This is a genomic window from Streptomyces sp. NBC_00285, from assembly GCF_036174265.1.
In the GTDB taxonomy this organism is placed as follows: domain Bacteria; phylum Actinomycetota; class Actinomycetes; order Streptomycetales; family Streptomycetaceae; genus Streptomyces.
The window spans coordinates 6874043-6895401 of sequence record NZ_CP108055.1 but is presented as its reverse complement, the minus strand read 5'-3'; the positions used below and the strand labels follow the sequence as shown (position 1 = coordinate 6895401).

Genomic DNA, 21359 nt, shown 5'->3' with positions numbered 1-21359 from the left:
CATCAGGGCGCACATCCGACACACAGGGGACGAACAGTCGACGCACAGTTTCACGCCATCGTGCCTTTATTCGCTCTTGACCTGACCATGTCATAAGCAGACGATGTGCCGCACACCCGCACCGGCAGCACATCCGCAGAACTCGCAGAACCACCCCCCGCTCCACTCCCCCGCTTCCGGAGACCCCGGAATCCCCGGAGAACACAGGAGACTTCATGCGACTTCGCACACGCGGTTCCGGCGCCCTCGGCGGCAGACGCTATGCCGCCCTCGCCGCCGTCCTGGCCCTCGCCCTCGCGGCCCCGCTCTCCGCCAACGCCGACAGCGCCCCGAAGGCGGCCCCGAGCGCCGAGGACGTCCGCCAGTACGAGATCCACCAGCAGACGACTCCCGTCACCCGTACGGCGATCCAGCAGACCGGGGTGACCGTCGACGAGGCCGACGAGGAGACCGTCGTGGTCTCCGGCCGCGCCGACCAGATCAAGAAGCTGCGTCAACTCGGGTACGAGGTCGTCCCGTCGGGGACGGCTCCGAACCGGCTCGCGGAGGACGAGGCCCGGCTCTACGACTTCCCCTCGACCGACGCGCGCTACCACAACTACGCCGAGGCGAACGCCGAGATCGACCAACGCCTGGCCGCCTACCCGAACATCATGAGCAAGCGGGTCATCGGCACGTCGTACCAGGGCCGGGACATCGTCGCCATCAAGATCAGCGACAACGTGGCGACCGACGAGGCCGAGCCCGAGGTCCTGTTCACCCACCACCAGCACGCCCGCGAACACCTCACGGTCGAGATGGCGCTGTACCTGCTGCGCGAACTCGGCGCGGGCTACGGCTCCGACTCGCGGATCACCAACATGGTGAACAACCGTGAGATCTGGATCATCCCCGACCTCAACCCGGACGGCGGCGAGTACGACATCGCCACCGGCTCCTACCGTTCATGGCGCAAGAACCGCCAGCCCAACTCCGGTTCCTCGTACGTCGGTACGGACCTCAACCGCAACTGGGCCTACCGCTGGGGCTGCTGCGGCGGCTCCTCCGGGTCGACGTCCTCCGAGACGTACCGGGGTCCGGCCGCCGAGTCGGCGCCCGAGGTCAAGGTCGTCGCGAACTTCGTGCGCAGCCGGGTCGTGGGCGGGGTTCAGCAGATCAAGACGAACATCGACTTCCACACGTACAGCGAACTGGTGCTGTGGCCCTTCGGGTACACGTACTCCGACACGGCGACCGGGATGACGGCGGACGACAACGCCGTGTTCAAGACGGTCGGGCAGAAGATGGCCGCGAGCAACGGGTACACGGCGGAGCAGGCCAGCGACCTGTACATCACCGACGGATCGATCGACGACTATCTGTGGGGCACCCACCGGATCTTCTCGTACACCTTCGAGATGTACCCGTCGTCCAGTTCCGGCGGCGGCTTCTACCCGCCCGACGAGGTCATCGAACGGGAGACCTCCCGCAACCGGGACGCGGTGCTCCAACTCCTGGAGAACTCCGACTGCATGTACCGGTCGATCGGTAAGCAGGCGCAGTACTGCTAGAGGTTGTGGGGAGCTGCGGGTCCGTTGTGGCTGGTCGCGCCCACGCGGCGGTGCCGCATATCGATACGGCCCCGCGTCCCTGGCCGGTCAGTCGGTCTCGTCGACGTCTTCCTTTTCCGGCTCCGGGGTCTCGTCCTCGAAGTACTCGTCCATGACCGCGTCGAGCTGTTCGTCCCACTCGGTGAAACTCGCCCTCGACGGGGCCTCGATCTCGATGGGGTACCACCGCCGGTCCGGCGTGTGCACCGTGATGGTGAAACGCTTGCCGAAGCGCGGGGTCTCCGTCTCGACGGCGCCGACCTCGTCCCAGCGGAACTCACAGGCCTGGTCGTCGAGGGAGAGCCGTACGCCCCGGTGATCGGCGACGATCTTCGCGCGGCGGTCGGCGGCCTCGAAGACGGGACCGTCGGGGACTTCTTCCCCGGCGGTCTCCTCGGTCTCCTCGGGTGCCTTGGCCGCGGGCTCGTCGTCGGCCGCCTCGACGGCGTCCTCCGGCTCGGTGTCCGTCGGCTTGGCCTCCTCCGCCTCGCCGGATCCGGGTGAGGTGAGCCCGGGGATGAAGGCCGGGTCGAACCCGGCGCCTTCCAGGGGCTGGCTGCTCGAACCTATGCGCTGCTCCACAGCGGGCAGTATGGTCGACGATCCTGTGCCGCACACAGCCGACCCCTACATCGTTATCGGACGCCTACATGGGCTGCACCCTTCGTGCGCCTCTCACACGAAGGCGCACACACGAAGACACTCACACGAAGACGCTCAGCACCGCCGCCATCGCGAACCCCGCCACCGACAGCACCGTCTCCAGCACGGTCCGGGAGTTCGGGAGTTCGGGAGTCGAGGCCCGTCAGCCGAGGACGGCCAGCGCGTCGATCTCGATGAGGAGCCCGGCGGGAAGGCCGACGTAGACCGTCGTGCGGGCGGCCGGGGGCGCGGTGAGGCCCTGCTCCTCGAAGTAGGTGTTGTAGATGGCGTTCATCTCGGCGAAGTGGTCCACGTCCGTCAGATAGACGCGGATCATCATGGCGTCGTCCCAGGAGGCGCCGCCCTCCTCCAGGATCGCCCTGACGTTGGCGAGGGTCTGGAGGGTCTGCTCGCGCAGGGTGGGACCGGCGGGCGTGGGGGGCCTGCCCTCCTCCGCCGGAAGGAAGCCGACCTGTCCGGCGACCTGGAGGATGTTGCCCTTCCTGACCCCGTGGGAGAACTTCGCGGGCGGGGTGGTGTGAGTCTTCGGGGTGAGTGCGGTCTTCTCGGTCATACGGGGCCCTCGGGATCCTTCGCTGGAGTTCTTCCGGAGTACTCGCCGCTGATGGCGTCCGCGACGCGGCGCACCTGCGGGAGCAGGGTGAGGAGTTCCTCGGCGGTGACGACGACGTTCGGCGCGGAGACCGACATCGCGGCGACGACCCGGCCGTCGGCGCCGCGGACGGGGGCCGCGACGCAGTTGATGGACTCCTCGTGACCACCGAGGTCGGTGGCCCAGCCCTGTTCGCGCACCCGCTCCAGTTCCTTGCGGAAGGCGGGGGCGTTCGGTGTCGAACGGGCCGTGTACAGGGGGTAGTCGAGCTTGTCGGCGAGGGTGTGGCGCTCGGCTTCGGGGAGATCGGCGAGCAGGAGTTTCGCCACGGCGGCGACGGTGATGGCGACCGGCTTGCCGATCCGGGAGTACATCCGCACCGGGTAGCGGCTCTCGACCTTGTCGATGTAGAGCACCTCGCCCTCCTCGTACACGGCGAGGTGGACCGTGTGGCCGCACTGTTCGTTCAGGTGTACGAGGTGGGGGTGGGCGATCTCGCGGATGTCGAGGTTCTCCATGGCCTCCTGGGCGAGCGCGATGAGGCGGGCGCCGAGTCGGTAGCGCTGGTCCGACTGGCGGTAGACCAGGCCGTGTTCGTGGAGGGTGCGAAGGAGGCGCAGCGCGGTGGACTTGTGGACGCCGAGGCGGTCGGCGACCTGCCCGAGGTCGGCGGGGCCCTCGGCGAGCAGCGGCAGGATGCTCAGCGCTCGGTCGACGGTCTGGCTCATGGGGTGGGTACCTCCTCCGGGGCCCTGTCGGCTTGCGTCCAGCCGGGGCCGAGTCGAAGTGTCCCCCACGCCTCGTCGTCCAGGGCGGTCAGGCGGTCGGCGTGGTCGCGGGCCGGGGGTGCGGCGAGGTCACCGGGGGCGGTGAGGGCGGCGGCGGCCCAGAGGTGGCCGTGGCGGAGGCGGTCCCTCAGCGGAAGGCCGCAAAGGGTCGCCGACAGGAACCCCGCCGCGAAGGCGTCACCGGCTCCGGTGGTCGCTACGACGTCGACGTCGAGGGCGGGTACGAAGGTGCCCTGTGCTGTAGCTGGTCGGGGGTGGGTCTCACCCGCAGCCGGAGCAGCGTGAGCGGACCCACCCAGGGGCGCGGGGAACCGCGCGGCCGGCCCGCCGCTGCCCGCGGCCGACACGAAGGCGGTAGCCCCCGCCTCCCCCTGTTTCACCACCAGCACGCCCGGCTCGGGCAGCATCGCCCGAATCGCCGCGGGACCCCCCGCAACCGCCCACGCCTCCTGCGCCTCGTCCTCCCCCACGAACACGATGTCGGCCCGCCGGGCCAGCTCCAGCAGCACCCGCGGGCCCTCCGCGGCCTGCCACAGCCCGGCCCGGTGATTGACGTCGAAGGACACCACGGGCCGCCCCTCCCCAGGGGCCGTCAGCCGCCGCAGCAACCCCAGACAGTCGTCCGACAACGCCGCCGTGATCCCCGACAGATGCAGCACCCGCCCCGCCCGTACCGACGGCAGGTCCAGGTTCTCCACCGACATCGCCGAGGCGGCCGAGCCCGCCCGGTAGTAGGCGACTTCGTGCGCATCCGTGGCCCGGTCCCCCGCCGTACGGAAGTACACCCCCGTGGGACGCGAAGGATCACGGCCGACGGACGAGACGTCGACCCCGTGTCCCCCGACCGTCTCGACCAGGTGGTCCCCGAACCCGTCGGCCCCGACCCGGCTGACCCACCGGACCCTGTGCCCGGCGGCCGCCAGTCCGCATGCCACGTTCGACTCCGCGCCCCCGATCCCCCGGTCGAAGGACGGTACGTCGGCGAGGCGGCCGGCCCGTGTGGGCAGGAAGGTGACCATGGACTCGCCGAGCGCGACGACGTCCACGACGTCGGGGGCATTCACGATGGTCGTAGCTCCTCGTCGTCTCCGGGCAGTGGCGGCTCCATTGACCCGGCATTGGCCTGGATGTTAGACAGCAGTAAGCGTTCCACGCAATGAGCGTTGCGCATAGTGCAATCCACCTGATCAGGGAGGCCCCGTGTCCCTCGGTACCGGCACCGAAGCGCTCGCCCGTCTCGCCCAGGACCGCGTCGACCACCGCTTCAAGGGCCTCCCCCCGGACGCGGACGGCCTGACCGTCGCCGAACTGGCCGCCCAGCGCCGCAACCTCTTCACCGGCGGCTTCACGACCCCCGTGCTGGCCCTCTCCGCCGAGCGCCTGGAGCACAACCTCGCGCTCATGGAGAGGTACGCCACCCGTCACGGCCTCGCCTTCGCCCCGCACGGCAAGACGACCATGGCCCCCCAGCTGTTCCGGCGCCAGATCGAGCACGGGGCCTGGGGCATCACCCTGGCCGTACCGCACCAGGTACGGGTCGCGCGGGCGTACGGCATCCAGCGGATCTTCCTCGCCAACCAGCTCGTGGACCCGGCGGCACTGCGCTGGATCGCCGGGGAACTGGCGGCCGACGAGGACTTCCGCTTCCTCTGCTACGTCGACTCCGTGCGCGGGGTCGAGCTGATGGACGCGGCCCTGCGGGACGCCGCCCGCCCCCTGGACGTCGTCGTCGAACTCGCCGCCGGTGAGGGCGCCCGCACCGGCGTCCGTACGGAGGCGGAGTGCGCTGCGGTCGCCGACGCGGTGGCGGCCACCGGGACGCTTCGGCTCGTCGGCGTCGCCGGTTACGAGGGCGAGGTCCCGCAGGCGAACCCGGAGCGCGTGCACGCGTGGCTGCGCCGGCTCGTCGCCCTGGCCGCGGACTTCGACAAGGCGGGACGGTTCACCGACGTGGGCCCGGACGGGATCGTGGTCAGCGCAGGTGGCAGCGCCTGGTTCGACGCCGTCGCCGACGAGTTCGCCCGGATCCCCGAACTCTCCGCCCCCGTACTGAAGTTGCTCCGCTCGGGGGCGTACGTCTCGCACGACGACGGCCACTACCGCAAGCTGTCCCCCTTCAACCGGGTCCCCGAGGAGGGCGCGCTGGAGCCCGCGTTCCGGCTGTGGACGCAGATCGTCTCCCGCCCCTCCCCCGACCAGGCCTTCAGCAACGCGGGCAAGCGGGACGCGGCCTACGACCTCGACCTCCCGTTCGCCCAGGTGGTCCGCCGCGACGGCACCGAGCACCCGGCCACCGGCATCGAGGTGACCGCCCTCTCCGACCAGCACGCCTGGCTGCGTACGACCGGGGAAGCCGACCTGGAGGTCGGAGACTGGCTCGGACTCGGCCTCTCCCACCCGTGCACGTCCTTCGACAAGTGGCAGCTGATCCCGGTGGCGGAGGCCGACGGCACGGTCGTCGACTACATCCGCACGTTCTTCTGAGCCCTTTCTGAGCCCCGAAAGGAGTACGGCCATGGAAGAGCTCGTCATCCGGGACGCGGACGTCGTCGACGGCAGCGGCGCTCCCTCGTACCGCGCCGACGTGGCGGTCGACGGTGGCCGGATCGTGTCCATCGTCAAGGAGGCCGCCGCAGCGGGGTGTCAACGCCCCGAAGCACGGCGGGAGTTGGACGCCGAGGGTCTCGTCCTGTCCCCCGGCTTCATCGACATGCACGCCCACAGCGACCTGGCCCTGCTGCGCGACCCCGACCACAGCGCCAAGGCCGCTCAGGGGGTCACACTCGAAGTCCTGGGCCAGGACGGGCTGTCGTACGCCCCGGTCGACGACCGCACCCTGGAGGAGGTCCGGCGCGCCATCACCGGCTGGAACGGCTACGGCGACGACGTCGACTTCGACTGGCGGTCGGTCGGCGAGTACCTGGACCGCCTCGACCGCGGGATCGCCGTCAACGCGGCCTATCTGATCCCGCAGGGCACGGTCCGCGCGCTCGCCGTCGGCTGGGAGGACCGCGAGGCGACCCCGGCGGAGCTCGACCGGATGCGCCGACTGGTCGCGGAGGGCATGGAGCAGGGCGCACTCGGCATGTCGTCGGGCCTGACGTACACGCCCGGCATGTACGCCAAGGACGCCGAACTCACCGAACTGTGCCGGGTGGTGGCCCGGTACGGCGGCTACTACTGCCCGCACCACCGCTCGTACGGCGCGGGGGCCCTGGAGGCGTACGAGGAGATGGTCGCCCTGGCCAGGGAGGCCGGCTGCCCGCTCCATCTCGCGCACGCCACCATGAACTTCGGCGTGAACAAGGGCCGGGCGCCGGAGCTGCTGGCCCTCCTGGACGAGGCACTGGCCTCGGGCGCCGACATCAGCCTGGACACGTATCCCTACACACCCGGCTCCACCACCCTCGCGGCCCTGCTGCCGAGTTGGGCGAGCGAGGGCGGCCCCGAGGCGGTCCTGAAGCGGCTCGCGGACGACGACACGGCCGAGCGGATCCGGCATCACCTGGAGCAGATCGGCGCCGACGGCTGCCACGGCGTGCCCGTCGAGTGGGACACCGTCGAGATCTCGGGCGTCGGCGACCCGGCCTTCGCGGACCTCGTCGGCCGTACGGTCGCGGAGTCGGCGCGCTCCCGCGGCGAGAGCCCCTGGACGACCGCCCGCCGGCTTCTGCTCGGCGACCGGCTGGCCCCGTCGATCCTCCAGCACGTCGGCCACGAGGAGAACGTCCGGCAGATCATGCGCCACCCCGTCCACACGGGCGGTTCCGACGGCATCCTGCAGGGCGCCAAGCCGCATCCGCGGGCGTACGGCACCTTCCCGCGGTATCTCGGCACGTATGTGAGGGAGTTGGGCGTCCTCTCCCTGGAGGAGTGCGTCGCGCACCTCACCTCGCGCCCGGCGTCCCGGCTGCGCCTGCCGGACCGGGGTCTGGTCCGCGAGGGGCACCGCGCCGACCTGGTCCTCTTCGACCCGGACACGGTCGCGCCGGGCTCGACCTTCGACGAGCCGCGCAGGCTGCCGACCGGCATCCCGCACGTCCTGGTCGACGGACGGTTCGTGATCGAGGACGGCCGGCGCACGGACGTCCTTGCGGGGCGGGCGGTCCGTCGCAGTCCCGTGTGACGGAACGCCCCTGTCCCGCTTACGGCTTGGGCAGGGTGCAGGTGCTCGCGCTCAGGTTGAGCTGGTTGCCCGTGGTGAAGCAGGCCGGGATGTTGTAGATCTCCTGGGCGTAGTTGATGCCCTCGCGGACGGTGACGTTGCCGCTCGCGTCGACCTCGCACGGGTTGTTCTCCGTGCAGCGCTCGCCGTCCTCGTTGCCGGTGTTGTTGACGGCGACGACCTTGCCGGTGGCCTGGTCGATGACCGGCGAGCCCGAGGTGCCGCCGATGGTCTGGCAGGCGGAGGTGTAACGGACCGAGTCCTTCCAGGTCCAGTCGCCCTCCTTCAGGCGGTACGCGAACCCGTCGATGCTGCAGTTGTAGAGGGTCTTCCAGTAGCCGGAGGCCACGGTGATGGCGGTACCGGCGGTCGGGTGCGTGTCCGCCACGGTGAGCGGGCTGATCCCGTACGAGCTCTTGATCGCCGCGTAGGTGCTGGTGAGCTGGTAGATCGACACGTCCGTGTCGGTCATCGTGCCGTAGGCCAGCTTGCTGGCGCGCAGGGTCGCGACCCTGGTGCCGGCGGAGTTGAGCAGGCCGAAGGTCCGGGTGGAGGACTGGTTGGTGAGCACCTCGCCCGGCTCCGGGAAGCCGGTGCTGAGGCAGTGCCCGTTGCTGAGGACCAGCGCCGGGGCGGTGTCCAGGGAGTTCGGGAACCGGATGACCGATCCGGAGCAGTTGCTGAGGGCGACGGTCCCGGCCAGCGTGACGGCCTTCAGCGTGGGCGACGCGGCCTTGGCGGAGGCGGCCGTGGCACTGCCCTGGTCCGCGGGCGCGGGTGCCGCGATCGCGGGCGCCGCACCCGCTCCGGCGATCACCAGGGCGAGCAGTGCGGCGGCGAGAGGCTTTTTCATGTGGGGGTCCTCTACATGACGAGGGTGACCGGAGATCTTCCGGCCACCCGCTGTTTTGTCATGTGCATCTTCAACGTAAGGAAGGTCGAGGACAAGCGGTCATTTCCAGCCACCCCCCGCCCGCGCCGCGCCGTCCCACGTGGTGGAAAACACGAGCCGCGACGCGTTACCGGGCCGTAAGCTCCCAGACATGCAGGTGATCCAGTCGACCAAGCTCGCCAACGTCTGTTACGAGATCCGGGGCCCGGTCCTCGAGGAGGCGATGCGCCTGGAAGCGGCAGGGCACCGCATCCTCAAGCTGAACACGGGCAACCCCGCGGCCTTCGGGTTCGAGGCGCCGCCGGAGATCCTGGAGGACGTCCTCCGCAACGTCTCGACGGCCCACGGGTACGGCGACGCGAAGGGCCTGCTCGCCGCGCGACGGGCCGTCGTCATGCACAACCAGACCATCGGCATCGAGACGGACGTCGAGCACGTCTTCATCGGCAACGGCGTCTCCGAGCTGATCGTGATGGCCATGCAGGGCCTCCTGGACGACGGCGACGAGGTCCTCGTACCGGCCCCCGACTACCCGCTGTGGACGGCCGCCGTGTCGCTGTCCGGCGGTACGGCCGTCCACTACCGCTGCGACGAGCAGTCGGACTGGATGCCCGACCTCGCGGACGTGGAGCGGAAGGTCACCGACCGCACCAAGGCGATCGTCATCATCAACCCCAACAACCCCACGGGCGCGGTCTACGACGAGACCATGCTCAGGGGGCTGACCGACATCGCCCGCCGGCACAACCTGCTGGTCTGCTCGGACGAGATCTACGACAAGATCCTCTACGACGACGCGACGCACACCCCGACCTCCGCGGTCGCCCCCGACCTGCTGACCCTCACCTTCAACGGCATGTCGAAGTCGTACCGGGTGGCCGGATACCGGGTGGGCTGGATGTCGATCTCCGGCCCGCGCGCGCACGCCGACTCCTACATCGAGGGCCTCACCGTCCTGGCCAACATGCGCCTGTGCGCGAACATGCCGGGGCAGCACGGAGTGGTCGCCGCACTGAGCGGACGGCAGTCGATCAAGGACCTGGTCCTGCCGGGCGGACGGCTCGTCGAGCAACGGGACATCGCCTACGAGCTGCTGACCCGGATCCCCGGCGTGAGCTGCGTGAAGCCGAAGGGGGCGCTGTATCTCTTCCCCCGGCTCGACCCCAAGGTCTTCAAGATCAAGGACGACCGGCGGATGGTCCTGGACCTGCTGCGGCAGGAGAAGATCATGGTCGTCCAGGGCTCCGGCTTCAACTGGCCCGAGCCCGACCACTTCCGGGTGGTGACCCTGCCGACGGCCGGGGACCTGCGGGACGCGGTGGGACGGATCGCGAACTTCCTGGACGGATACAGCCAGCCTTAGATCTTCCGGCCCCGCCCTCCGCTCGTTCTCCGCCCGCTCTACATTAGACGAAATCTAAGCTAGGATGTTTTCCTGACCGCCCAGGAGGCCATCCCATGTACGAGCCGATCCGTACCAAGTCGGTCCACACGATGGCCGACGCCACCCCCTCCGACTTCCCCCACCGCTCCCGTGAGGAAGAGCTGGACATCCAGCTCGCGGGCCATCTCTCCGCCCTGCTCGCCGTCACGGACGAGCTGCGTGCGCTGGAGCCGTCCGCCGACCTCGACACCGCGGCCGAGCGGCTCGCCGCACAGGTGGCCCGGCTGCGGGGCGGAACCGCACCGGCCCGGGCATCCCTGAGCGCGATCACCTCGGACCCCCGCCTCGCCGACCTCCACCGCCGCGCCCACGCGGTGGCGAGCCGCGCGCTCCTGGTGGCGGCGTCCCGCGCGGACACGGCGTCGGCGATCCTCGCGGCCGAGCGGATGGACTCCCACGCGGCGGCCCTGGAGCCCCGCGAACTCGCCGCCCACTGAGCCCTACGGCTCTCTGCAATCGGCCCCGGTCCGCGCCTCTCCACAGTGACGTGCGGACCGGGTGCCATGGCACTGCGTTCGCTTCGGCGGGGCGCCTGGTCGCCGTTGGGGTCTGTGTCCGTTTGCGGGTGCGGGTTTCGATGTGGCTGATCGCGCCGTTCCTCGCGCCCCTATAGGGCGCTTGCCCTTGCCCGTGTCGATCCGGGACCGGTACTACACCTGCCGTTCACCCTGGTGGCCGGGGAATGTTGGGTTCCGCGAGCACTCTCCACAGCGTGAGACGAATCGCAGGGATCGTCCTCGCGGTTCTGCTGATCGGTGGCGTGATCGCCGCCGTCGTAGCGGGCCGGGAAGCGGACGACAAGAGCACGGCAACGAAGACCGTGCACGCAGTGATCGGATCGGAGAAGGCCGAGTTCTTCGCCGATCCCGACGTGGTGAAGGCCCTGTCCGCCAAGGGCTACACCGTGAAGGCCGAGACCTCGGGGTCCTGGGCCATGGAAGGCCTCGACCTCAAGGGGTACGACTTCGCCTTCCCCTCCAGCCAGGCCCCGGCCACCGAGCTCGCCGCGAAGTACCGGGTACGGGGGACCCTCCCCCGCCCCTTCTACTCGCCCCTCGTCGTCGTGGCGCACAAGAGCGCCGCCGGGGTGCTCGCGGGCAACGGCCTGGCCACGCTGGACGCCGAACACCGCGGCACGCTCAGGATGGCCGCGTTCCTCGACGCGGCCCGCGAGGACCGCACCTGGCAGCAGCTCAAGGGCGCCGACAAGTACGGGGAGCTGACCGGCACCCTCTACCTCTCCAGCACCGACCCGGAGACCTCCAGCTCCGGCGCCCTCTACCTCGCCGCGGCCTCCTATGTGGCCAACGGCGGCAAGGTCGTCTCCGGTGCGGCCGAGGTCGCGAGGGCAACTCCCCTGCTGCACAAGCTGGTCAGCGTCCAGGGCGCCCAGCAGTCCAGCACGGACGCGGCCTTCCGGGACTTCGTCAGCGGCGCCGGCAACCCGCTGGTGCTGGTCTACGAGTCCCAGGTCGCCTCGCTCCTCGCGGACGGGCAGCACCCCGACGACCTGGTCGTCCTCTACCCGGACACCACGGTCAACAGCGACCACACGGTCGTACCGCTCACCGACGACGGCCGGGCCATCGCCGAACTCCTCTCCACCGAACCGCGGTTGCGGACGCTGGAGGTCCGGCACGGGTTCCGTCCGCAGGGCGAGGCCACCGAGTTCGCCTCGGCCACCACCTACCTCAAGCAGCAACTGACCGGCGTCCGCCAGGCGCCCGTGCCCACCTCGAAGGTGCTGCACGAGCTGGCGCGACGGGCGCGCGGATAACGGGGGACACCACCGATGACATCCATGAACAACGACGACACCTTCACCCTCACCCCGCCCGAGCCCGTGGCCGCCGTGCCGCGCGAGAAGGCCGGCGGACTCGTCCCCGTCGACGACTCCGTCCGTACGGACATGGCGCGCAAGGCCTCCGCCTACGTCGAGGAACTCGCCGTCCTGGACGCCCGCTCACCCCAGTTCGCCGGCAAGGTCGGGGAGATCACCGGGCTCGGCGCCGGTGAGATGCGCAGTGCCGCCGCGCAGTCCAACCGCATGCTGGAGCGGACCGTGCGCAGCCTGCCGGACAAGGGCGGGGACGCCCAGTCCCAGGTGGCCGGATCGCTCGTCGAACTGCGGCGCGTGGTCGAGGACCTGGACCCCCGGGACCTGCCCGCCGCCAAGGGCCGCAAGTTCCTGTCCCGGCTGCCCGGCGGCAACAGGCTGCGCGACCACGTCGCCAAGTACGCCTCCGCGCAGTCCACGTTGAACAGGATCGTCGGCTCCCTGCGCGGCGGCCAGGACGAACTCCGCCGCGACAACGCCGCGTTGGGGACCGAACGGGTGCGCCTGTGGGAGACCATGGGCAAGCTCCAGGAGTACGTCGTGCTGACCGAGGCGCTGGACACGGCCGTCGAGCAGCACATCACCGCCGTCCCGGATCACCAGGCCGCCGACGCTCTCCGCGCCGACGTGCTCTTCCCCGTCCGGCAGAAGCACCAGGACCTGCTCACCCAACTCGCGGTGTGCGCACAGGGATACCTGGCCATGGACGTCGTACGCCGCAACAACGAGGAGCTGATCAAGGGCGTCGACCGGGCGGCCACGACCACGGTGTCGGCGCTGCGCATCTCCGTGATGCTGGCCTCCGCGCTCGACAACCAGAAGAAGGTCATCGAGCAGGTCAACGCGTTGCGCGGGACCACCGAGGATCTGATCCGGGGCAACGCCGAGATGCTGGCGACCCAGAGCGGGGAGATCCAGCGGATCGCGGCGGACCCGGCGGTCGGCGCCGAGACCCTGCGTTCCGCCTTCCAGCAGATCTACCGGACCCTCGACGCGATCGACACGTACAAGGTCCAGGCGACCGAGGTGATGGCGGCGACCGTGGAATCGCTGACCTCCGAACTCCAGCACGCCGCTGGGTACTTGGAGCGCAGCCGGAGCCAGGGCGCGCTGGAGGGTGGCCTCGGATGAGACGACGCGCACTGGCCGCCTGTCTGGCGGCTCTCGGCCTGCTCACCGCCTGTACGGCGCAGAACGACGGGATCGGCGGCGTCCCGACGCCCGGCGTCCCCGCACCCGCCGAGCCGGGCACCCTGCGCGTCCTCGCCTCCAGCGAGCTCAGCGACATGACCCCGGTGCTCGACCAGGTCGAGAAGGACACCGGCGTCAAGGTCCGGCCGACGTACATCGGCACCCTGGACGCCGTGGACATGCTCGCCAAGGGCACGGTCGACGGCCGCTACGACGCGCTGTGGCTGTCCTCGAACGACTACCTCCGGCTGCGCCCCGGCGCGGCGGGGAAGGTGGTGTCCGAGACACCCGTCATGACCAGCCCGGTCGCGGTCGGGGTGAGGTCCGCGACGGTGAAGGCACTCGGCTGGAAGCCCGAGGACGTCACCTGGTCCCAGGTCGAACAGGCCGTACAGGACGGGAAGCTGACGTACGGCATGACCGACCCGGCCCGCTCCAACTCCGGTTTCTCCACCCTGGTCTCGGTGGCCTCCGCCCTCTCCGGCGCCCAGTCGGCGCTCACCGATGCGGACGTCGCCAAGGCCAGGCCCCGGCTGAAGGAGTTCTTCAAGGGCCAGAAGCTGACCTCGGGTTCCTCGGGCTGGCTGGCCGCGGCATACGGGCGGCGCGGCGACGTGGACGCCCTGCTCAACTACGAGTCCGTCCTCAAGGGCGTCCCGGGCCTGACCGTGATCCGCCCGCGCGACGGCGTGATCACCGCCGACTACCCGGTCACCTCGCTCAGGTCGACGAGCACGCGGACCCGCGACGACGTCCGCCGGCTGACGGAGGACCTGCGCAGCGAGAAGATCCAGCGGCTGATCACCGCGCGGACCCACCGCCGCCCGGTCGTCGCCACGGTCCCGCCGGCGAGCGGCCTGGACACGACCCGGCGCCGTGAACTGCCCTTCCCGGGAACCCGTTCCGTCGCCGACGGCCTGCTCGACTCCTACGAGAACGAACTGCGCCGCCCGTCCCGGACCGTGTACGTCCTGGACACCTCGGGCTCCATGGAGGGCGACCGCCTGGACCGGCTGAAGACGGCACTCACCGACCTCACCGGCGACTTCCGCGAGCGCGAGGAGGTCACGCTGATGCCGTTCGGCTCGCAGGTGAAGAGCGTACGCACACATGTGGTCGACCCGGCGGACCCGCAGGCCGGTCTGAACGCCATCCGCAAGGACGCCGAGGGGCTCTCCGCCGACGGCGGCACCGCGATCTACACCTCGCTGGAGAAGGCGTACAGCCATCTCGGCGCCGACGGCGACACGTTCACGTCGATCGTGCTGATGACGGACGGCGAGAACACCGAGGGCGCCGGCGCCCGGGACTTCGACGGCTTCTACCGGGACAGTCTGACCCCCGCCGGTAAGCGGATCCCGGTCTTCCCCATCCTCTTCGGCGACTCCGACCGCTCCGAACTGGCCCACATCGCCGACCTGACCGGCGGCCGCCTCTTCGACGCCCGGCAGGGCTCGCTGGACGGCGCCTTCGAGGAGATCCGTGGCTATCAGTGAGTACCTGGAGTCCCGCAAGAACATCGCGGGCAGCGCGTGCGGCCTCGTGGGGCTGGCGCTGACCTTCACGGGGGTGGCGGGCCCGTACTGGCCGGTGGTCGTGGCCGGACTGTACGGCGCGGGCGCGCTGATCGCCCCGCCGGAGCGGCCCCCGCTGCCGGACTTCCCCGACCCGTCGGCCCAACTCGACGAACTGCGGGGGGACTTCGAGACACTGCGGGCGTATCTGGCGGACATCGACCTGTCCGTCACGGCCGCCGCCCGCCTGCGTGAACTCACCGAGCTCCTGACGGCGCTGCTCGACCAGGGCTGGAGCAGGGAGCTGCTGGCCCACGACCCGGAGGGCGTGCACTCCCTCTCCCGGATCGTCCGGCGCGACCTCCCGGAGTCGGTCGACAGCTTCGTACGCACGAGGTGGTGGACGCGGATGACGCCGGGCACGGAATCCCCGGAACTCCAGCTGGAGCAGCAGCTGGGTCTCCTGAAGAAGGACGCCGAGCGCCTGGCGGCGGCCCTGAGGGAGACGGAGGCCCGCCGCCAGCAGACCCACACCCGCTACCTGGAGGAACGCTCGGGCCAGTGAGGGGCCAGGGGAACGGCGAAGGCCCGCCCGCACCGGACTCCCCGTCGGGGCGGACGGGAACAGTGAGGACGGGCCTGCAACCGCACACGCCGTTGTGTGCGGCCTCGCCGTACTGCAACCGCGGCCGGCCGTGACGATATTGCTGGTCAGGGCGCGATCGGAGCCGGCCGCGGCGTCTTGGGGTATGTCAGCCCAGGCGCTGCACCAGCGCGTGGTACTCGTCCCACAGCTCCTTCGGCGTGTGGTCGCCGAAGGTGTTGAGGTGGCCGGGGACCAGGGATGCCTCGTCCCGCCACACCTCCTTGTCGACGGTGAGCAGGAACTCCAGGTCGGACTCGGAGAGTTCGAGGCCCTTGGTGTCGAGGGCGCCCTTGGCAGGCAGGACACCGATCGGCGTCTCGACGCCCTCGGCCCTGCCCTCCAGCCGCTCCACGATCCACTTCAGGACGCGGCTGTTCTCGCCGAAGCCGGGCCAGACGAACTTGCCCTCGTCGTTCTTGCGGAACCAGTTGACGTAGTAGATCTTCGGCAGCTTCGCCTGGTCCCTGCCCTTGGCCACGTCGACCCAGTGCCCCATGTAGTCGCCCATGTTGTAGCCGCAGAACGGCAGCATGGCGAAGGGGTCGCGGCGCAGCTCGCCGACCTTGCCCTCGGCGGCGGCGGTCTTCTCGGAGGCCACGTTGGCGCCGAGGAAGACGCCGTGGTTCCAGTCGAAGGACTCCGTCACCAGCGGCACCGCGCTCGCGCGCCGCCCGCCGAAGAGGATCGCCGAGATCGGCACGCCCTTGGGGTCCTCCCACTCGGGCGCGATGATCGGGCACTGGGCGGCGGGCGTGGTGAAGCGGGCGTTGGGATGGGCGGCGGGCTCGTTCGAGTCCGGGGTCCAGTCGCGGCCCTTCCAGTCGGTGAGGTGCGCCGGAGTCTCCTCCGTCATCCCCTCCCACCAGACGTCGCCGTCGTCCGTCAGCGCCACGTTGGTGAAGACGGAGTTGCCCCACAGCGTCTTCATCGCGTTGGCGTTGGTGTGTTCACCGGTGCCGGGCGCGACGCCGAAGAAGCCGGCCTCGGGGTTGATGGCGTACAGCCGGCCGTCCTCACCGAACCGCATCCAGGCGATGTCGTCGCCGATGGTCTCGACGGTCCAGCCGGAGATGGTGGGCTCCAGCATGGCGAGGTTGGTCTTGCCGCAGGCCGAAGGGAAGGCCGCCGCCACGTACTTGGACTCGCCCTGCGGGGGCGTGAGCTTGAGGATCAGCATGTGCTCGGCGAGCCAGCCCTCGTCGCGGGCCATCACCGAGGCGATGCGCAGGGCGTAGCACTTCTTGCCGAGCAGGGCGTTGCCGCCGTAGCCGGAGCCGTAGGACCAGATCTCGCGGCTCTCGGGGAAGTGCGAGATGTACTTGGTGGAGTTGCACGGCCACGGCACGTCCGCCTCGCCCTCGGCCAGCGGCGCTCCGAGCGTGTGCACAGCACGCACGAAGAAGCCGTCGGTACCGAGTTCGTCGAGGACGGGCTGTCCCATGCGGGTCATGGTGCGCATGGAGACCGCGACGTAGGCGGAGTCGGTGATCTCGACGCCGATGGCGGAGAGGTCCGAGCCGAGGGGGCCCATGCAGAACGGGACGACGTACATCGTCCGGCCCTTCATCGAGCCGCGGAAGACGCCCTTGTCACCGGCGAAGATCTCCCGCATCTCGCCGGGATCCTTCCAGTGGTTGGTGGGCCCGGCGTCCTCCTCCTTCTCCGAGCAGATGAAGGTGCGGTCCTCGACACGCGCGACGTCGGTCGGGTCGGAGGCCGCGTAGTAGGAGTTGGGGCGCTTGACCGGGTCGAGTTTCCTGAAGGTGCCGTTCGCTACGAGCTCCCCGCACAGGCGCTCGTACTCTGCTTCGGATCCGTCACACCAGACCACGCTGTCCGGCTGGGTCAGTTCGACGATCTCGTTCACCCACGAGATCAGTTCCTTGTGCTGGGTGGGAATGACGGGGGGAGCCGCGATGTCGCGCGCCACGATTGCTCCTAGATGAGGGATTTTTTGTTTGGAGGCCCCGTGGGGGCTGCGACCCGGATGCTTTTCGTGCCTTTTGGTGGTGACCTTGGCGCTCATCCGGTGCCGACCGCACTCATTTGATCATCCGACCGTTGCGCCCATCTGTCCAGAGGGCATCACAGGTGAGCGGAGTGAGGATCGCCACGCTCCCTTTGGGCACAGCGCGTTTATTTGCGTGCACGTAGGGTTCAGCTGACCGTCTCTTTACAGGTCAACTCCCGTGAGACGATGGCCACTCTTGGCGGCTCCCGAACTCGTACTCACGCGTAACCTACGGCCCCGTAGGTACGATGCGGGACATGACGCCGCCCGCCCACGACGCCGACGCGCCCTCCCTGCCCCATCAGATCAAGCAGCACGCCCAGCAGTTCGCCGAGCCGATCAAGCCCAGGCTGCGCGGCTGGCTGCACCTGGGGATGTTCCCCGCCGCACTGATCGCGGGGCTGGTCCTCACCGCCCTCGCCGACTCCACCAGAGGACGCATCGCCTGCGGGATCTTCGCCCTGACGGCCTGTCTGCTCTTCGGTGTCAGCGCGCTGTACCACCGGGGCAACTGGAGCCCCCGCATGGACGGCGTCCTGCGACGGCTGGATCACGCCAACATCTTCCTGATCATCGCCGGCACCTACACCCCGCTGACCATGCTGCTCCTGCCCGGAGCCAAGGGGCAGTGGCTGCTCTGGAGCATCTGGGGCGCCGCGCTGGCCGGGATCCTCTTCCGGGTCTTCTGGGTCGGCGCCCCGCGCTGGCTCTACACCCCCTGCTACATCGCGATGGGCTGGGCGGCCGTCTTCTTCCTGCCCGACTTCATGCACACGGGCGGCGTCGCGGTCCTCGTCCTGGTCGTCGTCGGCGGCCTCCTCTACAGCGCGGGCGGCGTGATCTACGGCCTCAAGCGGCCCAACCCGTCACCGCGCTGGTTCGGCTTCCACGAGGTGTTCCACTCCCTCACGCTGGCCGCGTTCGTCGTCCACTACATCGGCATCTCGCTGGTGGCATACGGCCACGCATAGCCCGAACGACCCGACCCGACCCGAGGGCCACGGCATCGAGCCGTGGCCCTTTTTGCATGACGAAAGCAATTGACAGTCACGCACTTTTGACAGTTACCTTCACTTTATGGAAACCATCACTCCGGACCCCCGTCGCTGGTGGGCCCTGGCCGCCCTCGTCGCGAGCATGCTGACGCTCGGCTTCGACCTGACGATCCTCAACGTCGCGCTGCCCACGATGGCCGCCGCCCTCGACGCCGGCACCGGTGCACAGCAGTGGATGGCGGACGCGTACGTCGTCGTCTTCGCCGCGCTGATGCTCCCCGCGGGCCTGCTCGGCGACCGGTTCGGACGGCGCCGCATGCTGATCACCGGGCTCGTCGTCTTCCTCGCCGGATCACTGGTCGGCGCGGTGGCCAGCGACGTGAACGCGGTGATCGCCGCACGCGCGGTGATGGGCGTCGGCGGCGCCCTCGTCACCCCGCTCGCGCTCTCCGTGCTGCCCACGCTCTTCGCCCCCGACGAGCGCACCAAGGCCGTCGGCATCGTCTCCGCCGCCTCCGCGCTCGGCCTGCCGCTCGGCCCGATCATCGGCGGCTGGCTGCTGAACCACTTCTGGTGGGGCTCGGTCTTCCTGGTCAACGTCCCGATGGCCGCGATCGGCATCGCTGCCTGCGTCTTCCTCCTCCCCGAGACCCGCGACCCCTCCTCCCCCACGGTCGACGCCCTGTCCACCGCGCTCACCGTGACCGGCCTGGGCGCCCTGGTCTACGCGATCATCGAGGCGCCCACCCGCGGTTGGGGCGACCCCCTGGTGCTGGGCATGCTCGCGGCTTCCGTTCTCCTGATCGCCGGGCTGGTGCTGCGCGAACGCCGTGTCGAGCGCCCCATGCTCGACATGACCCTCCTCACCCACCGCGGCTTCCTCTTCAACACCGTCGCCGCGACCCTGGTGAACTTCATCCTGTCCGGCCTGCTGTTCGTCCTGCCGCCCTTCCTCCAGACCGTCCTCGGCCACGACGCCCTCGACACCGGCGTGCGCCTGCTGCCGATGATGGGCGGACTGCTCGTCGCCTCCCGCCTCTCCCCGAAGACCGTCGCCCGCTTCGGGGCACGCGCCGCCGTGAGCGCGGGCCTGGTGGTGCTGGCCTTCGCCGGACTCCTGGCCAGCCGTACGACGGTGGACTCTGGCTACGGCTTCGTCGCGCTGTGGCTCGCCCTCACCGGCTTCGGCTTCGGCCTCTCCCTCATCCCCGCCATGAACGGCGCCCTGAGCGCCCTGCCCCGAGACCGCGCCGGCAGCGGCTCCGGACTCCTCATGACCATGCGCCAGGTCGGCGGCGCCATCGGCATCGCCCTGCTCGGCAGCCTGCTTGCCAGCACCTTCCGGGACCGCCTCGACGTCACCGGACTGCCCGCGCAGGCCGCCGACACCGCCGGGGAGTCCGTGGTCGCCGCTCACATCGTCGCCGAGCGGACCGGCTCGGCCGACCTGCTGGCCTCCGCGAACAGCGCGTACGTCCACGGCATGGGCCTCGTCCTGCTGGTGTGCGGGATCGCCGCTCTCGTCGCCGCGCTGCTGGCGGCCGCGTTCCTGCCGGGCACACCCCGCAGGGCCGGGACCTCCACCCCACCGGACATGGCTGCCGAGGAGGCCGATGCCCGACAATGAACCCATGACGGCCGCACGCTCCCCTCTCTCCCCCGCCGACCGCCCCCAACCGGGTCTGCGCGAGCGCAAGAAGATCAAGACCCGCGAGGAGATCCGCACCGCGACCTACGCGCTGATCAAGGAACAGGGGTACGACGCCACGACCGTCGAGCAGATCGCCGAGCGGGCCGAGGTGTCGCCGTCGACCGTCTTCCGCTACTTCCCGACCAAGGAGGACATCGTCCTCACGGACGAGTACGACCCTCTGATGCTGGAGGAACTGCGGACCCGGCCCGCGGACGAGTCGTGGATGGACTCGGTACGGCACGTGATGCGCATCGCCATCGAGGGGAACCTGGCGCAGGACGTCGAGGTGGCCCGTATGCGCGCCCACCTCGGGGTCCAGGTCCCCGCCGTCCGCGCCCGGATGGTCGAGAGCATGTCGCAGACCTCACGCCTGCTCCGCGAGGCCATCGCCGAGCGCTCCGGCCTGGACCCGAACGGCCTTGAGGTGCGTGTCTGCGCGATGTCCCTGATCGGCGGCCTCATGGAGGTCTCCATGTACTGGGCGGAGAACGGCTTCGAGGACGACATGAGCACCCTGGTGGGCCGGGCTCTGGACGTCCTGGAACACGGACTGCCCACAAAAAAGCCCTGAGTCCGCCGACCCCGGCCGTGCCATCCTGACCCGGTGAACGGTCCCGAGATCCACGTCGAGTTCGCCCCCGGTCTGGCCGTGTTCGTCGCGAGCGGCCGACGCCGAGGGCCCACCGCCGTCACCACCGACGGGGTCGCCTCCCTCGGCCATGTCGTCGAGTCGACCGGCGTCCCCCTCACCGAGGTGGGGGCACTCGTGGTCAACGGCCACGAGGTACCGGTGTCGTACGTCCCCGCAGCAGGCGACCGCGTGGCCGTACGGGAGGTCGAGCGCCCCCAGCAGGTCCCCGGCGCTCCCCTGCGTTTCCTCCTCGACGTCCACCTCGGCACCCTCGCCCGCCGCCTGCGCCTGCTCGGCGTGGACACGGCGTACGAGTCGACGGACATCGGCGACCCGGCGCTCGCCACCCGCTCGGCCGGCGAGAGACGCGTCCTGCTCAGCCGCGATCGCGGCCTGCTGCACCGCAGGGAACTGTGGGCGGGCGCCTTCGTCTACAGCACCCGCCCCCAGGACCAACTCCGCGACGTCCTGGACCGCTTCCGCCCCGAACTGCGCCCCTGGACCCGCTGCACCGCCTGCAACGGGCCGCTGCGAGAGGCCACCAAGGAACAGGTGGCGGACCGGCTGGAGGGCGGCACGGAACGCTCGTACGACGTCTTCGCCCAGTGCGAGGAGTGCGGCCGCGCCTACTGGAAGGGCGCGCACCACCAACAGCTGGAGGCGATCGTGGAGCGGGCCCTGGCGGAGTTCTCAAGCACCTGAGCGGTC

19 protein-coding genes are annotated in these 21359 nt (G+C 70.1%); 13 read left to right on the top strand and 6 right to left on the bottom strand.

Annotated features, from left to right (window positions below):
* Positions 1–215 precede the first annotated feature (215 nt).
* Positions 216–1550, top strand: a complete 1335-nt coding sequence (locus tag OHT57_RS32035; protein ID WP_328750185.1) for a M14 family metallopeptidase — start codon at positions 216–218, stop codon at positions 1548–1550.
* Between the two features lie 87 nt (positions 1551–1637).
* On the opposite strand, the gene OHT57_RS32030 is transcribed toward OHT57_RS32035, so the two are convergent.
* The 4 genes from OHT57_RS32030 to OHT57_RS32015 all read right to left on the bottom strand — a co-directional run bounded on the left by OHT57_RS32030 (position 1638) and on the right by OHT57_RS32015 (position 4651).
* A complete protein-coding gene (locus OHT57_RS32030) occupies positions 1638–2171 on the bottom strand; it encodes a hypothetical protein (protein WP_328750184.1) in 534 nt (177 codons plus the stop codon).
* A 223-nt stretch (positions 2172–2394) separates the two neighbouring features.
* Positions 2395–2805 (bottom strand): RidA family protein, encoded by a 411-nt coding sequence (locus OHT57_RS32025; protein WP_328750183.1) that lies wholly within the window; start codon positions 2803–2805, stop codon positions 2395–2397.
* Entirely contained in the window at positions 2802–3572 is a 771-nt protein-coding gene (locus OHT57_RS32020) for an IclR family transcriptional regulator (protein WP_328750182.1), read from the bottom strand. The genes OHT57_RS32025 and OHT57_RS32020 overlap by 4 nt, the downstream gene beginning before the upstream one ends.
* Entirely contained in the window at positions 3569–4651 is a 1083-nt protein-coding gene (locus OHT57_RS32015; RefSeq protein WP_443053637.1) for a sugar kinase, read from the bottom strand. The genes OHT57_RS32020 and OHT57_RS32015 overlap by 4 nt, the downstream gene beginning before the upstream one ends.
* Before the next feature lie 181 nt (positions 4652–4832).
* Between OHT57_RS32015 and OHT57_RS32010 the strand changes: the two genes are divergently transcribed.
* Both OHT57_RS32010 and OHT57_RS32005 read left to right on the top strand, forming a co-directional pair.
* The gene (locus tag OHT57_RS32010; RefSeq protein ID WP_328750180.1) at positions 4833–6116 is read left to right on the top strand and encodes an amino acid deaminase; all 1284 of its coding nucleotides are present in this window, start codon (positions 4833–4835) and stop codon (positions 6114–6116) included.
* Between the two features lie 31 nt (positions 6117–6147).
* Complete coding sequence (locus OHT57_RS32005) at positions 6148–7758, top strand: N-acyl-D-amino-acid deacylase family protein (protein WP_328750179.1); 1611 nt, start codon at positions 6148–6150, stop codon at positions 7756–7758.
* Between the two features lie 19 nt (positions 7759–7777).
* On the opposite strand, the gene OHT57_RS32000 is transcribed toward OHT57_RS32005, so the two are convergent.
* Complete coding sequence (locus tag OHT57_RS32000; protein ID WP_328750178.1) at positions 7778–8650, bottom strand: S1 family peptidase; 873 nt, start codon at positions 8648–8650, stop codon at positions 7778–7780.
* A gap of 190 nt (positions 8651–8840) precedes the next feature.
* Here OHT57_RS32000 and OHT57_RS31995 point away from each other — a divergent pair, with 190 nt between their 5' ends.
* From OHT57_RS31995 to OHT57_RS31970, 6 genes are all read left to right on the top strand, one after another.
* On the top strand, positions 8841–10052 hold the full coding sequence (locus OHT57_RS31995; RefSeq protein WP_328750177.1) for a pyridoxal phosphate-dependent aminotransferase: 1212 nt from the start codon (positions 8841–8843) through the stop codon (positions 10050–10052).
* A gap of 95 nt (positions 10053–10147) precedes the next feature.
* Positions 10148–10570, top strand: coding sequence for an SCO4983 family protein (locus OHT57_RS31990; RefSeq protein ID WP_328750175.1), 423 nt, complete (start codon positions 10148–10150; stop codon positions 10568–10570).
* A 275-nt stretch (positions 10571–10845) separates the two neighbouring features.
* On the top strand, positions 10846–11910 hold the full coding sequence (locus OHT57_RS31985) for a substrate-binding domain-containing protein (RefSeq protein ID WP_328750174.1): 1065 nt from the start codon (positions 10846–10848) through the stop codon (positions 11908–11910).
* A gap of 15 nt (positions 11911–11925) precedes the next feature.
* Entirely contained in the window at positions 11926–13101 is a 1176-nt protein-coding gene (locus OHT57_RS31980) for a toxic anion resistance protein (protein WP_328750173.1), read from the top strand.
* Entirely contained in the window at positions 13098–14657 is a 1560-nt protein-coding gene (locus OHT57_RS31975) for a substrate-binding and vWA domain-containing protein (protein ID WP_328750172.1), read from the top strand. Before OHT57_RS31980 ends, OHT57_RS31975 begins: the two co-directional genes overlap by 4 nt.
* The gene (locus OHT57_RS31970) at positions 14644–15240 is read left to right on the top strand and encodes a hypothetical protein (protein WP_328750171.1); all 597 of its coding nucleotides are present in this window, start codon (positions 14644–14646) and stop codon (positions 15238–15240) included. The genes OHT57_RS31975 and OHT57_RS31970 overlap by 14 nt, the downstream gene beginning before the upstream one ends.
* A gap of 187 nt (positions 15241–15427) precedes the next feature.
* Here the strand turns inward: OHT57_RS31970 and OHT57_RS31965 are convergent, their stop codons facing one another.
* The gene (locus tag OHT57_RS31965) at positions 15428–17251 is read right to left on the bottom strand and encodes a phosphoenolpyruvate carboxykinase (GTP) (protein WP_328750170.1); all 1824 of its coding nucleotides are present in this window, start codon (positions 17249–17251) and stop codon (positions 15428–15430) included.
* A gap of 338 nt (positions 17252–17589) precedes the next feature.
* On the opposite strand from OHT57_RS31965, the gene trhA reads away from it, so the two are divergent.
* The 4 genes from trhA (at position 17590) to OHT57_RS31945 (ending at position 21353) form a co-directional block, all read left to right on the top strand.
* Positions 17590–18303: a PAQR family membrane homeostasis protein TrhA gene (gene trhA / locus OHT57_RS31960; RefSeq protein ID WP_328750169.1), complete on the top strand. Its 714-nt coding sequence runs from the start codon at positions 17590–17592 to the stop codon at positions 18301–18303.
* A gap of 106 nt (positions 18304–18409) precedes the next feature.
* A complete protein-coding gene (locus tag OHT57_RS31955) occupies positions 18410–19954 on the top strand; it encodes a DHA2 family efflux MFS transporter permease subunit (protein WP_328750168.1) in 1545 nt (514 codons plus the stop codon).
* A gap of 4 nt (positions 19955–19958) precedes the next feature.
* A complete protein-coding gene (locus OHT57_RS31950; protein ID WP_328750167.1) occupies positions 19959–20591 on the top strand; it encodes a TetR/AcrR family transcriptional regulator in 633 nt (210 codons plus the stop codon).
* A gap of 33 nt (positions 20592–20624) precedes the next feature.
* Positions 20625–21353, top strand: a complete 729-nt coding sequence (locus tag OHT57_RS31945; protein ID WP_328750166.1) for a Mut7-C RNAse domain-containing protein — start codon at positions 20625–20627, stop codon at positions 21351–21353.
* Positions 21354–21359: the final 6 nt, after the last annotated feature.

Bases quoted from the DNA above. Each gene is read 5' to 3' on its own strand.
- OHT57_RS32035 (WP_328750185.1), top strand. From the start codon at position 216: ATGCGACTTCGCACACGCGGTTCCGGCGCCCTCGGCGGCAGACGCTAT.
- OHT57_RS32025 (WP_328750183.1), bottom strand. From the start codon at position 2,805: ATGACCGAGAAGACCGCACTCACCCCGAAGACTCACACCACCCCGCCC.
- OHT57_RS32020 (WP_328750182.1), bottom strand. From the start codon at position 3,572: ATGAGCCAGACCGTCGACCGAGCGCTGAGCATCCTGCCGCTGCTCGCC.
- OHT57_RS32015 (WP_443053637.1), bottom strand. From the start codon at position 4,651: ATGGTCACCTTCCTGCCCACACGGGCCGGCCGCCTCGCCGACGTACCG.
- OHT57_RS32005 (WP_328750179.1), top strand. From the start codon at position 6,148: ATGGAAGAGCTCGTCATCCGGGACGCGGACGTCGTCGACGGCAGCGGC.
- OHT57_RS32000 (WP_328750178.1), bottom strand. From the start codon at position 8,650: ATGAAAAAGCCTCTCGCCGCCGCACTGCTCGCCCTGGTGATCGCCGGA.
- OHT57_RS31995 (WP_328750177.1), top strand. From the start codon at position 8,841: ATGCAGGTGATCCAGTCGACCAAGCTCGCCAACGTCTGTTACGAGATC.
- OHT57_RS31990 (WP_328750175.1), top strand. From the start codon at position 10,148: ATGTACGAGCCGATCCGTACCAAGTCGGTCCACACGATGGCCGACGCC.
- OHT57_RS31980 (WP_328750173.1), top strand. From the start codon at position 11,926: ATGACATCCATGAACAACGACGACACCTTCACCCTCACCCCGCCCGAG.
- OHT57_RS31975 (WP_328750172.1), top strand. From the start codon at position 13,098: ATGAGACGACGCGCACTGGCCGCCTGTCTGGCGGCTCTCGGCCTGCTC.
- trhA (WP_328750169.1), top strand. From the start codon at position 17,590: ATGACGCCGCCCGCCCACGACGCCGACGCGCCCTCCCTGCCCCATCAG.
- OHT57_RS31955 (WP_328750168.1), top strand. From the start codon at position 18,410: ATGGAAACCATCACTCCGGACCCCCGTCGCTGGTGGGCCCTGGCCGCC.
- OHT57_RS31950 (WP_328750167.1), top strand. From the start codon at position 19,959: ATGACGGCCGCACGCTCCCCTCTCTCCCCCGCCGACCGCCCCCAACCG.